The sequence below is a fragment of the Streptomyces humi genome, from assembly GCF_001005085.2.
Lineage (GTDB): Bacteria > Actinomycetota > Actinomycetes > Streptomycetales > Streptomycetaceae > Streptomyces > Streptomyces humi.
This window is the reverse complement of sequence record NZ_LBMU02000038.1, coordinates 54,818-71,498: the sequence shown is the minus strand read 5'-3', so window position 1 is coordinate 71,498 and position 16,681 is coordinate 54,818. Positions and strand designations below refer to the sequence as shown.

Below are 16,681 nucleotides of genomic sequence, written 5' to 3'. Positions count from 1 at the left end.
GGGGGTGAAGTGGCTCACCTGGTGAGCCACTTCACCTCGTACGCCTTCATGTCGAACCGCTTCCCGTCCACCTGGGCGCTGATCGCCCGGTCGAGGGTGTTGACGACCAGCACCGTCCTGTCGTCGGCGAGGACCCGGACGCCGGGCACGTCGTCCGCGGCGACGGAGACCTTCTCGTACCGGGTCCCCGGTGGGAAGGCCCGGCCGAAACGGGACACCAGGTCGTACATGGGCTCGGGCCGCCCGCCGGTGGCGCTGTCGGTCGTGGTCCACAGGCAGCCCGCGCAGTCGCCGCCCTGCTCGGCCTCCGGGTTCCAGTAGAAGGCGGAGTCGGTGCCGCCCTCGGCCAGCGCGATCATGCCGGTGGCCTGGACGGCGACCCGGTGCGGTTCGGTCCAGCCGGCGCGTTCGTCCTCGCCGTCGGCGGGCTCCACGTAGTACTCGGCCCACCACAGCGGCAGGTCGTGGGTCCGGGCCCGCACCCACTCGCTCACGTAGGTCAGCTTGGCCGTGGCCGCGAACTCGTTCGGCAGCGGTTCGTCGTCGTTGGTGTAGCTGGACCCGTCGACCACCACGAAGTCGGCGCCCGCCTTGTGGGAGTTCCAGTAGTCGAAGGCGTCCACGACCCGCTGGTCCATGACGCCCCAGGGGCCCTTCAGGGTCGCGGAGGCGTTCTCGGTCCGGCCCGGGCCGAAGCTGTCCATGACGAGGTAGGGCCCGCCGACCATGATGTCCTTGTCGACCGCCTTCAACGCCTTGTAGACGAGGTTGTAGAGCTGGGTGTACCCCTCGTAGTCCCAGCGGGCCCTGGAGTTGTTCCAGAAGCCCTTGAACTCGTTCCAGACGATGAAGTGCCGTACGTCCGGGTAGCGCCTGGCGACGGTCGCGGCGAGGTCCGCGTAGTCCTGGTAGTGGTCGGGGGTGGGCGCGGTCTCCAGGGCGGCCTGGCTCCAGTCGGTGTTGTCCACGCCGGCCCTGCCGCCCTTCATCCAGTCCGGGGAGCAGCACAGGGTGATCACCGGGGTACCGCCGGACCTGCGCATGAAGTCGACCCGGCGGTCCAGCGCGCCGAAGTCGTAACGCCCCTTCACCGGTTCGGGGTTGTCGGCGCCCCAGCCCATGACGGCCTGGTTCTGCGGCAGTCCGGCGTCCTTCGCCAGCAGGCCCTCGACCCGTTCGGTGGCGGTCGCGCTGCCCTCGTCGGCGCTGTACTGGGTGTGGGTGAAGCCCCACCCCACGTACGGCTCGACCGTGTCCGGCGGGGTCGCGGGGGTGCCGTGCACCTTGTCGCCGTCGCGGGTGGTGCCCGCGGCGCCGCTCCCGCCCCCGGGAAACATGTGGACCAGTGCGACGATCAGGGCAAGAGCGGCCGCACCCACCCCTAACAGGGCGGCGAGCCGCCACCGCCCAGCCCCCGAATTCCACCCATGACGTCCCATCAAGGACAACAGTAGTGGCGGATTTCGCCGCCCGGGCAGGTATCCGCGATCGGCAGCAGCGCGACAGGAGCGGGGAGCACTCGGGACACTCCGGAAGACCGGCGCACTTCCGACACTCGCCGCCCACTTCGGAAAACGGATGCGCGCCGGGCCCCGGTGACGGATCATGGCGGCATGTCTGCGAAGCCGCACGAGACGCTGCCGATCCGGCTCAACGTCGACGACTCCGACTCCCCGTCCGACGTCGTCGACGCGCTGTTCCTCGGCCGCTTCGCGACCGGCGAGCAGCCGTACTCGCACGCGGCGAACATCGACCGGGTGCGGTCCGGGGCGACCCTGCTGCCGAAGGAGGCGCGGGTGCTGCGGGTGGCCCGCGACGACGACCGCAGCGCGACCCTCGCCGAGGGCGACGGCTGGACACTGCTGGTCTCCCGCTGGAACCGGGGCGCGGACGTCACGGTCACCGCGACCACCGCGGAGCTGGCCGCGAAGGTGCTGAGCGAGGCGACGGACGGCGCGGCGGACGAGCCGGAACCGCAGCCGGAGAACGTGACGATGGGCTTCTGGTACGTCTCGCCGCGCCGCGGTCCGCACCGCACCACCCGGCAGATCTCCGCCGGCACGTGGGACGAGGTCCGTGCCAACTACACGGCGCCGGTGGCCGACGCGATGGACCGGCTGATGAAGACGACGCCTGAGGACATCGCCGGCCGTCTCCTGCTGCTGCACGGTCCGCCGGGCACCGGCAAGACCTCCGCCCTGCGCACCCTCGCCCGGTCCTGGCGGGACTGGTGCCAGGTCGACTGCGTCCTCGACCCCGAACGGCTCTTCTCCGACGTCGGCTATCTGATGGACATCGCGATCGGCGAGGAGGACGGCGCCGGCAAGGGCCGCTGGCGGCTGCTCCTGCTGGAGGACTGCGACGAACTGATCCGCGGCGAGGCCAAGCACACCGCCGGGCAGGCGCTGTCACGGCTGCTGAACCTGACCGACGGACTGCTCGGCCAGGGCCGTAACGTCCTGGTCGGGGTCACCACCAACGAGGACCTGGAGCGGCTGCATCCCGCCGTGGTCCGCCCCGGCCGCTGCCTCGCCCGGATCGAGGTGGGCCCGCTGACCCGCCCCGAGTCGGTGAACTGGCTCGGCACGGAAGACGGCGTGGGCCGCGAGGGGGCCACCCTGGCGGAGCTGTACGCGCTGCGCAGGGGCACCGCGCCGACCTCGGTGCCGGGGGCCCGCGAGGGCGCGGACGCGGGGCTGTACCTGTAGTGCTTTGATGGGGGTGTGCCCCTGTTCATCGGAACGTCGGGCTGGCAGTACAAGGACTGGAGAGGTGTCCTGTACCCGGCCGACGTGCCCATGCGCTCGTGGCTGGAGGAGTACGCGGCGCACTTCACCACGGTGGAACTGAACAACGCGTTCTACCGGCTGCCGAGTCACGAGAACTTCGTGTCCTGGCGGGACCGGGTCCCGCCGGACTTCGTGATCGCGGTCAAGGCCAGCCGGTATCTCACGCACATCAAACGCCTGAAGGAGCCCGAGGAGCCGGTCGACCGCCTGATGACCCACGCGGCGGGCCTGGGCGACCGGCTGGGCCCGGTCCTCCTCCAGCTCCCCCCGACGCTCAAGGCGGACCCGGCCCTGCTGGACGCCTGCCTGGCGTGCTTCCCGCGCGGCACGCGGCTCGCGGTGGAGCCGCGCCACGACTCCTGGTGGACGCGGCAGACCCGGGAGGTCCTGGAGTCCCGGGGAGCGGCCCTGTGCTGGGCCGACATCCAGGCCCGCCCCATGACTCCGCTGTGGCGCACCACCGACTGGGCCTACGTCCGCTTCCACCAGGGCCGGGCGACACCGTGGCCGCGCTACGGCCGCCGCTCCCTGGAATCCTGGATCGACCGCATCGCCACGGCGTACCCCGGGAGCGCCGACGTCTACACGTACTTCAACAACGACCCGGGCGGCGCGGCGGTCCGGGACGCGGTGGCGTTCAGGAGGGCGGCGGAACGGGCGGGTCTGACGACGACCAGGACGCCGGCACTGAACACGAGCAGCTGACGGCTGACGACAAGCGGCTGACGGCTAGCGGCTGACGGCTAGCGGTTGACGGCTAGCGGTTGACGGCTAGCGGTCAGCGGTCAGCGGTCAGCGGCAAACGGCTGACCGCGAGCGGCTGACGGCCGGCCTGGCTGAGCGGGGTCCGGCACCGCCGGATCGCGCCGAAGTGGCTGATCACCGTTGCGGCGGAAAACAGCTTTCGTCCCGCCACGACGGTGGGATCCGGCGGTGCAGAGCCCTGCTCAGCGCGACCGGGGCAACTCCCTACTCCCCGTAAGCCGCCCGCAGGGCATCCCGGACCGCTGCCAGGGCCTCCTCCTCGGCCAGCCCCAGGCGACGGGCCCGGTCGGCGTAGGCCTGCGCGGCGGCCGCCGCTTCCCGTTCCGCCGCCGACCCCACCGCCGCGACGAACGTCCCGTTGCGTCCCCGCGTCTCGATCACCCCGTCCGTCTCCAGCGCCCGGTACGCCTTGGCCACCGTGTTCACCGCCAGCCCCAGCGTCTCGGCCAGCCCCCGCACCGTCGGCAGCCGGTATCCCACCGGCAGCACCCCGCTCCGCGCCTGCTCCGAGATCCGGGCCCGCACCTGCTCGTACGGCGGCGCGCTGTCATCGATGTGGATCTTCAAGGTCACGGCCCGATTCTCCCGCATCCGCCGGAAAATGAGAGGCATCCCGCACACCCCGCGCATAGCGTGCGCCCCATGACAGTGATCGTGCGCGACCTGCGCCCCGATGTCCGGTCCGACGCCGAGGGTTTCGCCCGGGTCCGGCAGTCGGCCCTCCCCTTCATCCTGTTCACCCCGGAGTCCCTGGTCCACGACCTCACGCACACTCACCCGGACGCCCGCTTCCGGCAGCTGATCGCGGAGGAGGACGGCGAGGTCATCGGCACCGCCCAGGTCGGGCTCGCCCACGAGAGCACGGAACCCGGCCAGGGCTTCGCCAACGTGTACGTCCACCCGGAGCGCACCGGCCGGGGCGCCGGCACCCTTCTCGCCCGCGCGGCGGAGGAGCACCTGTCGGCCGTCGGCGCGACCACGTCGTACGCCTGGGTCCTGGACGGCCCGGCCAACCGCGCCTTCGCCGAGCGCCACGGCTACACCGCGAGCCGCTCCGCGCACTTCCTCCGGCTCGACCTCGCGCACGGCACCCTCCCCCCGCTGCGGACCCCGCCCCCCGGCGTCGAACTGCGCACCGGCGCCGACTTCGCCGACGACCCGCGTCGGCTCTTCGTCCTCGACGCGGAGACGATGCTGGACGAACCGAGCGACATCGACACCGAGTTCACCGACTACGAGGCCTGGCTGGACGGCACCTGGCGGCACCCGCTGTTCAGCCCGGAGCTGACCTCGGTCGTCCTGGTGGACGGCCGGCCGGCGGCGTTCAGCGCGGCCCGCACCGACGGCGGCACCTGGTACGGCACCGTCATGACCGGGACGGCCCGCGCCTTCCGCGGCCGCGGTCTGGCCAAGCTCGCCAAGAACGACTCGTTGCACCGCGCCCGCGCGGCCGGCTGCACGGAGGCGTTCACCGGGAACGACAGCGGCAACGGGCCGATGCTGGCGATCAACAAGTGGTTCGGGTACGACATCTGCGCGACGGAGGTCAGGTATGTCCGGGAACTCGGCTGAGCCGACGGCCGTGGTGGACGTCGTCCTGGTCAAGGCGGGCCGAACGAAGATCCGTTACCCCGCCGAACTGCTGCACGACGACGGCAACCGGATCGCCGTACGCGCCCCGTGGGCCGGTGACGTGACCCGCGACTTCGGCTTCGTCCGCTTCGAGCGGGGTGACGTCTTCACCGAGTTCTACTGGCGCGACCGCTGGTACGCCGTGAAGGAGGTCCGGGCCGCCGACGGCACGCTGAAGGGCTGGTACTGCGACATCACCCGCCCGGCGACCCTCACCGGCCGCGAACTCGTCGTCGAGGACCTGGACCTGGACCTGTGGCGGTCCGGCGACGGCACGGACGTGCGCCGACTGGACGAGGACGAGTTCGCGGAGAGCGGGCTGGCGGAGCGGGACCCGAGGGCCGCGGCGGCGGCCACGGCGGCACTCGACGCCCTGGAGTCGCTGGCCCGCGAGGGCGCCGGTTTCGAGGCGCTGCTGTCCTGACGACGTCGTCACACCGCCGCCACCACCGCGTACCGCTCGTCGCTCACCTCCTTGCCCCACAGCACGGCCGCCTCCGACAGGCGCTCCAGGCGCACGTCGGCGGTCAGCGGGGCCAGGAGGGCGGTGAGCCGGTCGGCGGGCAGGCCGACCGGGGCCACGGTCCCCCACACCCCCTCCACCAGCACGAACCGCCCGCCGGGGCGCAGCAGCGCCCGCCAGTGCCGCAGCACGCGTGCGGGGTCGGGCAGCGCCCACAGCACGTGCCGGACGAGCACGACGTCGAAGAGCCGCTCGCCCACGGGCGGTATCGCCGCGTCACCGAGGAGGAACACCGCGTCACGGCCGGCGAGCTTGGTGCGGGCCCGCGCCACCATCGCCGGCGAGCTGTCCACCCCGGTGACGCGGTGTCCCTGCTCGGCGGCGAGGAGCGAGAGGCTGCCGGTGCCGCAGCCGAGGTCGAGGATGTCGGCGGGGCGCCCCGGCAGCCAGCCGCGCAGCCGATCGGCCCAGGCCGCACGGACCTCGGGCGCGCCCAGACCATGATCCGGTTCCTCGTCGAACCGGGCGGCCTCGGCATCCCAGTCGACACTCGCCGCGATCGTCCGATCACTTTCGTTCGTCATGCCCCCAGCGTGACACCCGCCACTGACACTCGGTCCTGTGACAGCGACCACTGACAGACCAGCACCGATGAGGAACTCTCGCCAAAAGGGTCTATCTCCGTGCCAATGCGGAACTCGGTAGGCACTGAAGGAGGCAGCCATGCGCCGCACGACCGTGCAGAAGCCCCTGAAGAGGACGGACAGCCGCCGGATCCGCGAGGAGGCCGACCAGCGTCCCGCCGGACGCCCCGAGGTGCGCAAGGACATCGCACGCACCTGGTGGCCGGACGGCTGACGGGGGCGTCGGGGCACCCTCGGCCGGGACCGACGCCGCGGAACGCCACGATCAGCCGGAGTCCTCCGGCTTGATCTTCAGCGACGCCCACCTCTGGGAGAGCGCTTCGGCACGCCTGGCCGACTCCAGGTTCTCCTCGCCCGAGAGGGAGAGCCGCAGGACGGCGTATTCGCGCTCCCAGTCACCCATCACCTCGTGCAGATTCTCAGCGGAGGTCGGCAGGGCCGCCCCCTCGGCGAGGATCTCGTTCATCGCTTCCGTCAGCGCCAGGGTCGCGTTGAGGTAGGCGAAGGCTGTCACACGGTTGAGCCGGTCGCGATGAATCGCCGTCTCGAACTGCTCACGGCCACGCCGGTAGAACTCCCACCACTTGGGGTCACCCGACTTGGCCAGGTCTTCGGCCCTGTTCACCAGGATCGTGCCGTGCGTGGTCCTGGTGTACACGTCGTCGTACAGGGTGACGGCGCGGCCGGCGAAGGAATCGGCCTTCTCCCACCGCCGCTGCCTCTTGGCGTAGATCGCCCGCTGTTCCCAGAAACGGCCGTTCCATCCGCCGAAGACGGGGTGCAGTTTGGCGAAGAACTCCGACTCCAGCTCGATCTTCGGGAAGTTGGCTTGCAGGTGGTTCACGGTCATCAGGTAGCCGACCAGACGCGCGCCGCGATTGCGCTCCCGCAGGCTCGCCCGAGTGGCGAGCGGTGACAGGTTCTGGACCATCGCGAACACCTGCTTGAACGCGACCTGATCAGAGATGTCGTCGATCAACGCGTCCACCGCGTTGCCGCGCTGACGAGCCAGAAGAATGTCACCGGTTTGTTCCACGAGCGCGCTGAGGTGACCGTCCCCCTTGAGGGCTTCGGAGATCTCGCTGGTCTTCCGGCCGACAGCGATGGACGCTTCCAGGATTCCCACCTGGTGAGCTTCCTGCGCCGACAGCGCAAGAAGGAGGATGAGGTTCTTCTTCCAAGGAGCGTCGAGGTCCTTGATCTCCGCCTGTATTCTCTTGCGGAACCCGGTCGCGTACTCCACGTCCACAAGGGCGGAGAAGATGTCACGCCCCTTCAGGTTCTTCACCCGGTGCTGGTGGCTGAACCCTTCGAGAGCACCGAGGCGGCCGAACTTCTCCAGGTGCCTGACGATCTGCTGGGAGTCCTTGTGCCCGAGGCTCTTCGGGATACGCGTCACTGCCCGTGAGTAACTTCCGGTGAGTCGCCCCTCCATACGGAGGTGGTTCCGGGGGTCTTCGGTGACGGTGACGTAGATGCGCACGTTGTTGTTCTGCGACACCTCGTTGAGGAGTTCGTCCACGTCATTGGCGAAGTCCGCTCCGGAGTCGATGAGAAGCACCGTCGGTCTGCCGTCGAGACAGGACTTGATGACCAGGTCCACATCGAATCTGGATGACCCGTCGAAGATGAAGACGTCGGCGTGGTATCTGATGAAGTCACGGGCGGAGAGCAACAGACCACTGGACGTACCGGAAAGCCTCCGGCCGTAGATGATGTGGAGCCGGGATCCCGCGGTTTCGTCATCCAGCCACTGGGAGAAACCCTTTCGCACCTCCTTCATCCACTCGAGCTCGGCCACGTTCCCCTCGAGCACGTCCTTCCAGACCGGGGCATCGCCACCGAGGTAGTCATGCGCCCGGGGGAAGGGTGCCGATCGGTTCGTCTGTAGTCTGGAGAACTGGGGAATCGACAGCATCTGGGCGTCTTCGAGTTCCGTCAGCGTCGACTCGGTGAGCCCGAGGTCCTCCTCCCAGGCGCTGAGGAACTCCTCACCGGTCATACGGATGATGCGGTAGCCGTTCTCCTCCAGCTCCCACGCGTTGTCGTCGGGAATCTTCGGGTCGACGATTATCGACGGCGCGGTCGCGCAGGGCGACGACCCCAGCAGGGCCGCCTCCACGTCGGGGTCCCCGAGGATGCTGGCTCCGATGACGACGAACGGCTTGGTGCTGAGGCTCCCGTCGAGCACCTGCTTCCAGACCCGTTTCTCGGCCGCCAGCTGCTGGTACTCGGACAGCGAGAAGATGAGGCTCTTGGGTGTCGAGCCGATCACATGCCCGTGCAGGTGCACGACTTCGAGGCCGCCGGTCTCGGAGAACGGGTCGTCGAAATTCACGGTGCGCAGGCGCCGACGGGTCCGGTGTTTCGCGGCCTCGAAGGAGTTCTCGAAGGCGTCGTCGATGTTGAGTGTCCACACTCGGTTCCACGGCATGACGGCGAGCCGCTGGAACCACGGGGCGTGCTCCGCACCGGAGAAGACGGACTTCAGGAAGCGCCACACCTCGTCGCGCGAGCTCACTTTGACCGCTCGTTGATAGGCGCGGTGCAGGGAGATCGAGTCGCTTATGGGAGCGTTCCGGTACTCGCCCCCGAGGACCGGGACGAGGCCCTTGGCGTCCGGCAGCGCTCCCCTGGTGTTCCTGGCCCCCCTGCTGGCGCCCGCACCGAGCAGCAGGTTGTACTCGCCGCCCCTCGCCGCGTTCCGTGCGGACTTGAGGTCTCTCGCGTCGAGACCCAGCTTGGAGGTGCTCGTCGACACGCCATCATCTCCCGTTGGCCGCAGGGCCTTTGCTGAACTCGACAAGCCGTTCGTGCCGCCTGCCGCCCCTTGTGGGGCAGTTTAGCCAGCGAAGGCCGCCCAGGTGCTCACCTTCCGTCATTGTCCGCACACACTTGACCAGGTGTCACGAGTGCTCTGCGCGCACCTGCGCGGGCCACCTGCCGGGAGCCCTGTGCACCGTTCGCCCACAACCCGTCAGGAACCTCCGCCGGAGTCGGTATGCTCGGCTGGCTGGGGAGGGGTGGCCGGCCAGCCGCCACCGCCACGGATGCGGAGGAGCTGTCACGGATGCGCCCGCTGGACCTGGCCGTCACCGCGGTCCTCACCGTCTCGGGTGTCGCGCTACAGATCTGGGCGTCGGCGCCTCGTCGTGCCGCACGGCAGTACGCCCTCCAACTGCCCGTGATCCTGCTCTACTCCCTGGCATCGGCGCTCTTCCTGTTCTCCGCCTTCCCCGACTCACTGACCGAGGGCAGGGCCCTGGGGTTCGGGCTCGGCGGCGCCGCGGGCTTCGCCGCGTTCTTCATGACGGCCTCGTTCGCCTGGCTCGCAAAGACGCGCCGACGCGACGAGATCGCCGGGCGGTTGAAGAAGGCCGAACAGGAGAACGCCGCGCTGCGTCGGCAGTTGCTCGGCGAGCGTCCCGCAGGTGACGCTCCACGTCCCCTCAGCCGCAGTACCAGGTACGAACTGCCCCTGCGCGGCAGCCGCCGGCACCGGGTGGGAATGATCACCGGGAATCTGGCCAACGTCCTGGGGACGGATGTGTGGGTCAATCCGGAGAACACCCGGATGGAGATGTCCCGTATCGACGAACCCACCATTTCCGCGACGATCCGCTATCACGGCGGCCGCAGGAACGGCATGGGCCATCTCGTCGAGGACGTCATCGCCGAGGAACTGGCCGCGCTCATGGCGGACCGCTCGCACGTGTCGGCCGGCCAGGTGCTGGTCACCGGGCCCGGAGAGCTGGCGGAGAGTCACCAGGTCCGGCGGATCCTGCACGTCGCGGCTGTCGAGGGAGAGCCCGGCTCGGGGTTTCGCCAGGTCATCGACCTGGAACGGTGTGTCCGCAACATCCTTGCCGAGGTCGACCGGCTCGCCGCCACGGACGAGCCCCTGCGTTCGGTCGTGCTGCCGCTCCTCGGGACGGGCGGCGGCAACAGCGACCTGCCCAAGACCGTGGAGACGCTGCTGGCCGCGGTCATGGGTTACTTCCGCTCCCGTCCGACCTCGCGTGTACGCGTCGTCTACCTGCTGGCCTACACCGATGTGCAGGCCGCCCTGTGCAGGTCGGCGCTGGACGGGGAACCCGATCTGTCGGCGCAGGACGAGTGAGCCCTTCCAGGGGGTCCGGCCGTGCTGCCCGGTCCCGTTCCTGAGCTATCGGTTAGCTCGCCCTTAACGGAGCCATAAGGATCCCCGCCCGCCGTCCCCAGCAGGAGATTTCACGGTCCTCTGGGGCTAGCTTCTGATCACCCCCACGAGGTCCGGCCCTCCCCCGAGGCCGTCGCGCCCTCATGGCTCCGGGGCCTGACCGGCGGCTCAGGCCGGACAGGCCCCGGGAGGGCGTTCAGGCGGGCTGCCGGCTCAGCTGAACGCCGACGCACAGGTGGTGGCGGTGGCGTGCGCGGGGTCGAGCGCGTTGGCCACCTCGTGGAAGGCGATCCGGTCGAAGAGCCCGATCGCCACGTGCTCGGAGAGGTCCAGCGGGCACAGGTCCTGGAGCAGCACGTTGGTGACGTCGGAGCCGCTCAGGTACTGACTCTGCCAGGGGGTGGCCACCTCGTCGTACTTGGTGGCGATGACCGTGTAGCGCACTCCTGGGACGGTGTCGCCGCCCGCGTTGAGCTTGGTGAGGAAGGCGGAGCCGGGGATCTGGTCGGCGAGGCCGGGGGTGGTGGCCTTGATCAGGTCCGCGGCGCCGGGGAAGTAGGGCAGCAGGTTGGTGAGGCCGCTGAGGGTGGCGCCGTGGTTGTCGGGGGCGAGGCCGACGAGGGCGTTCACCTTGGCGGCGCCGCCGAGGAACCTCAGGTAGTAGCGGGGCATCAGGCCGCCCTGGGAGTGGCCGACCAGGTCGGCCTTGGCGGCGCCGGTGGCGCTGAGCACCTTGTCGACGTAGTCGGACAGTTGCTGTGCCGACTTGTCGATGGGGCCGAGTCCGTAGAAGAGGGGGACACCGGACAGCTGTCCGTAGTCGAGGGAGAAGACGCAGTAGCCGCGGTCCTCCAGGTAGGGGGCGAGGGACAGCCAGTTGTCGACGGAGTTTCCGAGGGTCCCGTGGACCAGGATCACGGGGCGGGGGTGGGCGGCGGAGGGGCGGCAGGAGTAGTCGTTCCAGCCGGTGCTGGGGGCGCTGGACGCATGGGCGGTGGCGGCGGGGACGGTGGCGACGGCGGCGGCGACGAGCAGCGCGGTCAGGGGTCTGAGCACTCGCTTCCAGGGCAGCATCGTGTGATCTCCTTGCGGCTCAAGGGAGTTGCGACGGCCTTACGCCCTGTGATCCGGATCACGAGGATGCTGTTCACTCATCAAGTTACGGACGGGTAGCGCAAGCGTGAAGTTACGCGTCAGTAAAACTTTCCAGTAATATCCGGCGTCCCGTCGACCTCTGACGAACCATCATTAGGCGGGCCTGACCGGACCATAGGGAGCGATCCGGGCCAAACGCTCCCCCAACACGCGCACTTCACCCTCGCCCAGCAGTTCGACCCACTCCTCCACGACCTCGGCGGCAGCCGCTCGGCACAGCCCTTCCGTACGACTTCGTCGACAAGCTGACTCGCGGCCTGCTCGGTCACCCCGAGGTGCGCGGCGGCCCGGCGACACCGTCATCGTCAACGCGGGCGCGACCCTCGCCGTCGAGAACCCGACCGACCACACCGCGCTCTCCTGGGTCGCCACCTCCGTCGGCCTGGAGGCCGAGCTGACCGACGGCACCCGGATCGTGCGTCGTGGGCCGACTGACGGAACGTGCCGCCGTGGGTCGACTGACGGGTACGGAAGAGGAGCTACGCGGCCAGCGCCCCCGGCATCACCGCGCGGGGGCCGAACTTCGCCCGGGCGCGGTCCGCGACCTCCTCGATCCGGCGGACCTTCTCGTCCACGGGGTCGAAGGTGAGCTGGTGGGTGGCCTGTCCGGCGGAGGTGAGGCCGTCCGCGCGCAGGACGAACGCACGGACCCGGGCGCGCTGGAGGCCGAGGCCGTCGTACATGCCGTACGCCGTCCTGGCCAGCGCCGACGAATGCGCGGTCGGCTCCTCCAGGGTCCGGCTGCGGGTCGTCGCCGAGCGGTCGGCGTAGCGGACGGTGAGGGTCAGGGTGGCGCAGACCTTCTCCAGGGCGCGCAGCCGGGCACCCAGTTCCTCGGCGGCGGAGAGCAGGGCGCGGCGGTGCCGGTCCGGGTCCAGCTCGTCGCGTTCGAAGGGGCGTTCCGCGGCCAAGGAGCGGGAGACCGCGTTCGGGACGACCCGGCCGCGGTCGACGCCGTTGGCCTTCTCGCGCAGTTCGCGGCCGGCCTTCGCGCCGATCAGCCGCTGGAGCGTGCCGAGCGGCGCGGCGGCGACCAGGCCGAGGGTGTCCAGGCCGTACTCGCACAGGGTGCGGGCGGTCGCCGTGCCGACCCCGGGCAGCACGGTCACCGGCCGGTCCGCGAGGAACCGTGCGATGCCCTCCGGGTCGGTGGGGACCTCGCAGGTCACCCCGGGGCGGGCCGCCCCCAGCGCCACCCGGGCCAGCATCGGGCCGGGTCCCGCACCGATCGCGCAGTCGACGCCGTGCAGGGCGAGGGCCCGGACCCGGATCACCGCCGCCAGCTCCACGGCGCCGCGCCCGAAGTAGCGTTCGGCGCCCCGCAGATCGGCCAGTGCCCGGTCCGGCGGCAGCGCCTCGACGACCGGGGTGAACTCCTCGAGCAGCCCGAGCAGCCCGGGCAGGGCGGCCTCGCGCGCCGACGGCAGCTGGAAACGTACGCAGAGGATGGTCATCCCGCACTCCCCGGACTCTGGTGCCACAACTTCCTTCCCACCGCGGGCCCTTCGCCCGCGGGGCGCAGATCAGCCCAGGGGTGCATCTCGTACCCCGTGGGCATACGGATCCTCCGGTCCTCCATCGGGTCGCGGGCCGCCGAGCCCGCGGGCGCCGGCCGGCCGTCCGAACCGGCGAGCCGGGCCGGCGACGACGTGCCGTCCGCCGACGCGGGGCCGTCCGCGGGCGGCCCCGCGAGCCGGGCCGCGACTCCGTCGAGCCCTTCCTCCTGGCGCACCTCCAGCAGCTCCGCGAGGTTCCAGGCGGCGGCCCCCACCACGCTGAGGCTGCGCGGGCCGCGCCGCTGCACCACCCCGCGCACCAGCAGCAGCCAGGAGTGGAAGACGGTGTGCGCGCAGGCGTCGTGCGAGTCGTCGAAGAAGGCCAGGTCGACCAGGCCGGTGCCGTCGTCCAGGGTGGTGAAGATGACCCGCTTGCCGGACCGGATCGGCGGGGTCTGGGTGGCCGCCTTGGCCCCGGCCACCAGCACCGTCTCCCCGTGCCGGGTCTCGCGCAGCCGCCGCGCCGACACCACGCCCAGCTCCTTGAGGAAGACCCGGTGGTCGTCCATCAGGTTGCGGGAGGCGTCCATCGACAGCACGCCGAGCTCGGCGCTCAGCCGCTCGACGGAGGACAGGTCCGGCAGGCCGGCCGACGCCGTCTTCCGGCCGCCCGCCAGGGGCAGTTGGCCGCCGCCCGCACCCCGGGCGCCCCGGTGCAGCTCGGTCAGGTGCAGTTGCAGGTCACGGCGGTTGGCGCCGAACGCGTCCAGCGCGCCGACCTGGGCGAGCCGCCCCGCCAGCGGCCGGCTCGGGCGTGCCCGTTCCCAGAAGTCCAGCAGCGAGGCGTACGGCTGCCCGTCCGCGATCCGGGCCGCCTCGGCCTCGCTGATGCCGTGCACGTCGGAGAGCGCCAGCCGCAGTCCCCATACCGGCGCGGACGACGGAGATTCAGACACCAGTTCGATACGGTGCCCGACCGCCGACCTGTTCACGTCCAACGGCAGGATCGGCACCCCCCGTCGCCGCGCGTCCGCCAGCAGCAGCCGCTTCGGGTACATCCCGGGGTCGTGCGTGAGCAACCCGGCGTAGAAGGCGGCCGGGTGATGGGCCTTCAGCCAGGCCGACTGGTACGTCGGTACGGCGAACGCGACCGCGTGCGCCTTGCAGAAACCGTACGACCCGAAGGCCTCGACGATCTCCCAGGTCCGCTGAATCGTTTCCGCGTCATAGCCGCGGGCCGCCGAGTGCTGGGCGAACCACACCTTGATCCGCCCCTGCGACTCCGGGTCGGAGAGCCCGCGCCGCACCCGGTCGGCCTCGCCGCGCCCGCAGCCGGTCATGACGGCGACGATGTCGATGATCTGCTCGTGGAAGACCACGACCCCGTACGTCCCCTTCAGCGGCTCCTCCAGGTCGGGGTGCGGGTACCTGACAGGGGCCCGTCCGTGCCGCGCCTCGATGAACGGCCGCACCATGTCGGCGGCGACCGGACCCGGCCGGAACAGCGATATGTCGACGACCAGGTCGTGGAAGGTGGCCGGCTGCAACCGCCCCACCAGGTCCCGCTGGCCCGGCGACTCGATCTGGAAGCAGCCCAGCGTCTCGGCGGACCGGATGAGTCGATACGTCGACGGGTCGCCCGGCGGCACGGAGTCCAGGTCGACCCTGGTGCCCGTCGCCCGCTCCACCTCGGCGACCGCGTGCGCCATCGCCGACTGCATCCGCACGCCCAGCACGTCGAGCTTGAGCAGCCCCAGGTCCTCCACGTCCTCCTTGTCGAACTGCGACATGGGCAGCCCCTCGCCACTGGTCGGCACCACCGGCGTACGGGAGAGCAGGGAGGCGTCGGAGAGCAGCACCCCGCACGGGTGCATGGCGATGCCGCGCGGGAGGGCGTCCAGCCCCTCGACCAGCTCCCAGAGCCTGCCGTACTTCTCCTTCTCGCCCGCCAGTTGCCGCAGTTCGGGCAGTTCGTCGAGGGCGGCGCGGGCGTCACGCGCGCGGATGTGCGGGAAGGACTTGGCGATGCGGTCGATGTCGGCCGGGTCCATGGACAGGGCCGCGCCCACGTCCCGGACGGCGTGCCGGACCCGGTAGGTCTCCGGCATGGCGACGGTCGCGACCCGTTCCTCGCCGAACCGGCCGATGATCGCCCGGTAGACCTCCAGGCGGCGCGCGGACTCCACGTCGATGTCGATGTCAGGCAGCACCACCCGCTCCTTGGACAGGAAGCGCTCCATCAGCAGCCCGTGCTCGACCGGGTCGGCATTGGCGATGCCGAGGAGGTGGTTGACCAGGGAGCCCGCGCCGGAGCCGCGGGCGGCGACCCGGATGCCCATCTTCTTCACGTCGTCGACGACCTGGGCGACGGTCAGGAAGTAGGAGGCGAAGCCGTGGTGGGCGATGATGTCCAGCTCGTGGTGCATCCGCTCCCAGTACGCGCGCTTCCCGGCGTACCCGTGCAGCACCATCCCGGCCGCCGCCCGCGAGGCCAGCGCCCGCTGGGCGGTGCGCCGGCCGGCGCCGACGAGGTGCGGTTCGGGGAAGTGGACGGTGCCGATGCCGAGGTCGTCCTCGGGGTCGACCAGGCACTCCGCGGCCGTCGCCCGGGTCTGTTCGAGCAGCCGGTGCGCGGTGTCGCGCCGGAAGCCCGCGGCCTCCACGATCCGCTCGGCCGTCCGGAGCATGGCGGACGCGTCCTTGAGCCAGGCCTCCCCGGAGTCCAGTTCCTTCGTCGGGTCGATCGGGACCAGCCGGCGGGCCGCGTCCAGCACGTCGGCGACCGGGCCCTGGCCGGGGTCGGCGTAGCGGACGGCGTTGCTGAGCACCGGGCGGATCCGCTGCTCGGCGGCGAAGCCGACGGTACGGGCGGCCAGCCGCAGGGAACCGGGTCCGGTCCCCGTGCGGCCGTGCCAGACGGCTTCCAGGCGGAGGGCGTCGCCGTGGGCCTCCCGCCAGGGCGCGAGGAGTCGCGCGGCACGGTCGGGGCGGCCCGCGGCCAGGGCCCGGCCGACGTCGGAGGCGGGCCCGAGCAGCACGGTCACGCCGTCGCCGTGGTTGTCGGGCCAGGGCAGCAGGGGGGTGCCCGCGCTCCGGTGCGCGGCCGTGACCAGGCGGCACAGGTCGGCCCAGCCCCGGGCGCCGTCCCGGGCGAGGAAGGTGGCCCTGGGTGTCGACTCGTCGACGAAGGCACCGCCGCGGACCGGGACCCGACGCCTGTCCTGTCGCAGTGCCTCCGCCGGGACGGTCGCGAGGTTCACCCCGAAGAGCGGGCGGACGCCGGCCCGGGCGGCGGCCTTGGCGAAGCGGACGGTGCCGGCGAGGGTGTCACGGTCGGTGAGGGCGAGGGCGTCCATGCCCCGCTCCGAGGCACGCTCGGCGAGCCGCTCCGGGTGCGAGGCGCCGTAGCGCAGGGAGTAGCCGGAGACGGTGTGCAGATGCGTGAAACCCGGCATCCGCACCTCCCGCACTCATGAGCCCCGCCGGACCACCCGAACAGCGCTATCGAACATCAGTTCCCAACTTCCTCACCCCACCATACCCCCATTCTCGAACATGTGTACGACATCTGTCCGAAC

Annotated in this window: 13 protein-coding genes and 2 pseudogenes; 7 read left to right on the top strand and 8 right to left on the bottom strand. The window is 71.0% G+C overall.

All coding sequences use genetic code 11. From position 1 onward, the window contains the following. Window positions 1-14: 14 nt before the first annotated feature. Window positions 15-1,439 (bottom strand): GH39 family glycosyl hydrolase, encoded by a 1,425-nt coding sequence (locus tag AAW13_RS17395; RefSeq protein ID WP_046728974.1) that lies wholly within the window; start codon window positions 1,437-1,439, stop codon window positions 15-17. Window positions 1,440-1,613: 174 nt separating this feature from the next. Between AAW13_RS17395 and AAW13_RS17390 the strand changes: the two genes are divergently transcribed. Both AAW13_RS17390 and AAW13_RS17385 read left to right on the top strand, forming a co-directional pair. Next, window positions 1,614-2,708: a DUF5925 domain-containing protein gene (locus AAW13_RS17390; RefSeq protein WP_046728975.1), complete on the top strand. Its 1,095-nt coding sequence runs from the start codon at window positions 1,614-1,616 to the stop codon at window positions 2,706-2,708. A 15-nt stretch (window positions 2,709-2,723) separates the two neighbouring features. Beyond that, on the top strand, window positions 2,724-3,494 hold the full coding sequence (locus AAW13_RS17385; protein ID WP_046728976.1) for a DUF72 domain-containing protein: 771 nt from the start codon (window positions 2,724-2,726) through the stop codon (window positions 3,492-3,494). A 264-nt stretch (window positions 3,495-3,758) separates the two neighbouring features. Here the strand turns inward: AAW13_RS17385 and AAW13_RS17380 are convergent, their stop codons facing one another. Next, entirely contained in the window at window positions 3,759-4,127 is a 369-nt protein-coding gene (locus AAW13_RS17380) for a GntR family transcriptional regulator (RefSeq protein ID WP_046728977.1), read from the bottom strand. A gap of 69 nt (window positions 4,128-4,196) precedes the next feature. Here AAW13_RS17380 and AAW13_RS17375 point away from each other — a divergent pair, with 69 nt between their 5' ends. Next, window positions 4,197-5,126 carry a GNAT family N-acetyltransferase gene (locus AAW13_RS17375; RefSeq protein ID WP_046728978.1) on the top strand — a complete coding sequence of 310 codons (930 nt, stop codon included), beginning with the start codon at window positions 4,197-4,199 and terminating at the stop codon, window positions 5,124-5,126. Then, window positions 5,107-5,610 (top strand): ribonuclease FAU-1 family protein, encoded by a 504-nt coding sequence (locus tag AAW13_RS17370; RefSeq protein ID WP_046728979.1) that lies wholly within the window; start codon window positions 5,107-5,109, stop codon window positions 5,608-5,610. Before AAW13_RS17375 ends, AAW13_RS17370 begins: the two co-directional genes overlap by 20 nt. Window positions 5,611-5,618: 8 nt before the next feature. Here AAW13_RS17370 and AAW13_RS17365 read toward each other — a convergent pair whose 3' ends face one another. Next, a complete protein-coding gene (locus AAW13_RS17365) occupies window positions 5,619-6,233 on the bottom strand; it encodes a class I SAM-dependent methyltransferase (RefSeq protein WP_046728980.1) in 615 nt (204 codons plus the stop codon). A 139-nt stretch (window positions 6,234-6,372) separates the two neighbouring features. Between AAW13_RS17365 and AAW13_RS47425 the strand changes: the two genes are divergently transcribed. Then, the gene (locus AAW13_RS47425) at window positions 6,373-6,507 is read left to right on the top strand and encodes a hypothetical protein (protein ID WP_107483344.1); all 135 of its coding nucleotides are present in this window, start codon (window positions 6,373-6,375) and stop codon (window positions 6,505-6,507) included. A gap of 51 nt (window positions 6,508-6,558) precedes the next feature. On the opposite strand, the gene AAW13_RS17360 is transcribed toward AAW13_RS47425, so the two are convergent. Next, the gene (locus AAW13_RS17360; protein WP_046728981.1) at window positions 6,559-9,054 is read right to left on the bottom strand and encodes an SIR2 family protein; all 2,496 of its coding nucleotides are present in this window, start codon (window positions 9,052-9,054) and stop codon (window positions 6,559-6,561) included. 309 nt (window positions 9,055-9,363) lie between these two features. On the opposite strand from AAW13_RS17360, the gene AAW13_RS17355 reads away from it, so the two are divergent. Then, complete coding sequence (locus tag AAW13_RS17355; protein WP_046728982.1) at window positions 9,364-10,413, top strand: macro domain-containing protein; 1,050 nt, start codon at window positions 9,364-9,366, stop codon at window positions 10,411-10,413. Window positions 10,414-10,665: 252 nt separating this feature from the next. Here the strand turns inward: AAW13_RS17355 and AAW13_RS17350 are convergent, their stop codons facing one another. After that, the gene (locus AAW13_RS17350; protein WP_046728983.1) at window positions 10,666-11,526 is read right to left on the bottom strand and encodes an esterase/lipase family protein; all 861 of its coding nucleotides are present in this window, start codon (window positions 11,524-11,526) and stop codon (window positions 10,666-10,668) included. A 174-nt stretch (window positions 11,527-11,700) separates the two neighbouring features. Then, window positions 11,701-11,891: pseudogene (locus AAW13_RS47780) on the bottom strand (MarR family transcriptional regulator); the annotation flags it as partial. A gap of 5 nt (window positions 11,892-11,896) precedes the next feature. On the opposite strand from AAW13_RS47780, the pseudogene AAW13_RS47615 reads away from it, so the two are divergent. Then, window positions 11,897-12,022: pseudogene (locus AAW13_RS47615) on the top strand (cupin domain-containing protein); the annotation flags it as partial. A 64-nt stretch (window positions 12,023-12,086) separates the two neighbouring features. Here the strand turns inward: AAW13_RS47615 and AAW13_RS17340 are convergent. Next, entirely contained in the window at window positions 12,087-13,061 is a 975-nt protein-coding gene (locus AAW13_RS17340) for a DNA polymerase Y family protein (protein ID WP_046728984.1), read from the bottom strand. After that, window positions 13,058-16,558 (bottom strand): DNA polymerase III subunit alpha, encoded by a 3,501-nt coding sequence (locus tag AAW13_RS17335; RefSeq protein ID WP_046728985.1) that lies wholly within the window; start codon window positions 16,556-16,558, stop codon window positions 13,058-13,060. Before AAW13_RS17335 ends, AAW13_RS17340 begins: the two co-directional genes overlap by 4 nt. Window positions 16,559-16,681: the final 123 nt, after the last annotated feature.

Excerpts from the sequence above, each read along its gene's own strand:
- AAW13_RS17395 (WP_046728974.1), bottom strand. The coding sequence starts at position 1,439 with ATGGGACGTCATGGGTGGAATTCGGGGGCTGGGCGGTGGCGGCTCGCC.
- AAW13_RS17390 (WP_046728975.1), top strand. The coding sequence starts at position 1,614 with ATGTCTGCGAAGCCGCACGAGACGCTGCCGATCCGGCTCAACGTCGAC.
- AAW13_RS17375 (WP_046728978.1), top strand. The coding sequence starts at position 4,197 with ATGACAGTGATCGTGCGCGACCTGCGCCCCGATGTCCGGTCCGACGCC.
- AAW13_RS17370 (WP_046728979.1), top strand. The coding sequence starts at position 5,107 with ATGTCCGGGAACTCGGCTGAGCCGACGGCCGTGGTGGACGTCGTCCTG.
- AAW13_RS17365 (WP_046728980.1), bottom strand. The coding sequence starts at position 6,233 with ATGACGAACGAAAGTGATCGGACGATCGCGGCGAGTGTCGACTGGGAT.
- AAW13_RS47425 (WP_107483344.1), top strand. The coding sequence starts at position 6,373 with ATGCGCCGCACGACCGTGCAGAAGCCCCTGAAGAGGACGGACAGCCGC.
- AAW13_RS17355 (WP_046728982.1), top strand. The coding sequence starts at position 9,364 with ATGCGCCCGCTGGACCTGGCCGTCACCGCGGTCCTCACCGTCTCGGGT.
- AAW13_RS17350 (WP_046728983.1), bottom strand. The coding sequence starts at position 11,526 with ATGCTGCCCTGGAAGCGAGTGCTCAGACCCCTGACCGCGCTGCTCGTC.
- AAW13_RS17340 (WP_046728984.1), bottom strand. The coding sequence starts at position 13,061 with ATGACCATCCTCTGCGTACGTTTCCAGCTGCCGTCGGCGCGCGAGGCC.
- AAW13_RS17335 (WP_046728985.1), bottom strand. The coding sequence starts at position 16,558 with ATGCCGGGTTTCACGCATCTGCACACCGTCTCCGGCTACTCCCTGCGC.